Origin of the sequence: Streptomyces sp. NRRL S-495, from assembly GCF_000966955.1 — a bacterium.
In the GTDB taxonomy this organism is placed as follows: domain Bacteria; phylum Actinomycetota; class Actinomycetes; order Streptomycetales; family Streptomycetaceae; genus Kitasatospora; species Kitasatospora purpeofusca.
Genome location: NZ_JZWY01001286.1, coordinates 1 through 506, shown reverse-complemented (window position 1 = coordinate 506; position 506 = coordinate 1). Strand labels below are relative to the sequence as shown.

Genomic DNA, 506 nt, shown 5'->3' with positions numbered 1-506 from the left:
GCCGAGGGCCGCGAGGACCTCGCCCGCTGGCACGACACCGCCCGCCCCGGCGGCGGGCAGCTCGTCCCGGCCGTGTTCGCCGCCCAGGCGGCCGCCACCCCCGACGCCACCGCCCTGGTCTTCGGCGAGCAGCGGCTGAGCTTCGCCGAGCTGAACGCCCGCGCCAACCGGCTCGCCCACGGCCTGGCCGGCGCCGGGATCGGCCCCGAGTCGCTGGTCGCGCTCGCCGTGCCCCGCTCCGCCGAGTCGATCGTCGCCCTGCTCGCCGTGCTCAAGGCCGGCGCCGCCTACCTGCCGCTGGACTCCGACTACCCGCGCGACCGGCTGGCGGGCATGCTCGCCGACGCCCGCCCGGCCGCCGTGCTCAGCACCGACGCCTGGCCGCTGCCCGAGGTGCTGGCCGGCCACACCGTGCTGCCCGCCGACGCCGCGCCCTGGGCGGAGCTGCCCACCGGGGAACCGGAGGTCGAGCTCGGCCCCGAGCACGCCGCCTACGTCATCTACAC

At 78.9% G+C, this 506-nt stretch carries 1 protein-coding gene; it reads left to right on the top strand.

The features are described 5' to 3' along the window. A partial coding sequence (locus tag VR45_RS41205) for an AMP-binding protein (RefSeq protein ID WP_045945111.1) occupies window positions 1-506 on the top strand: 506 nt, incomplete at both ends.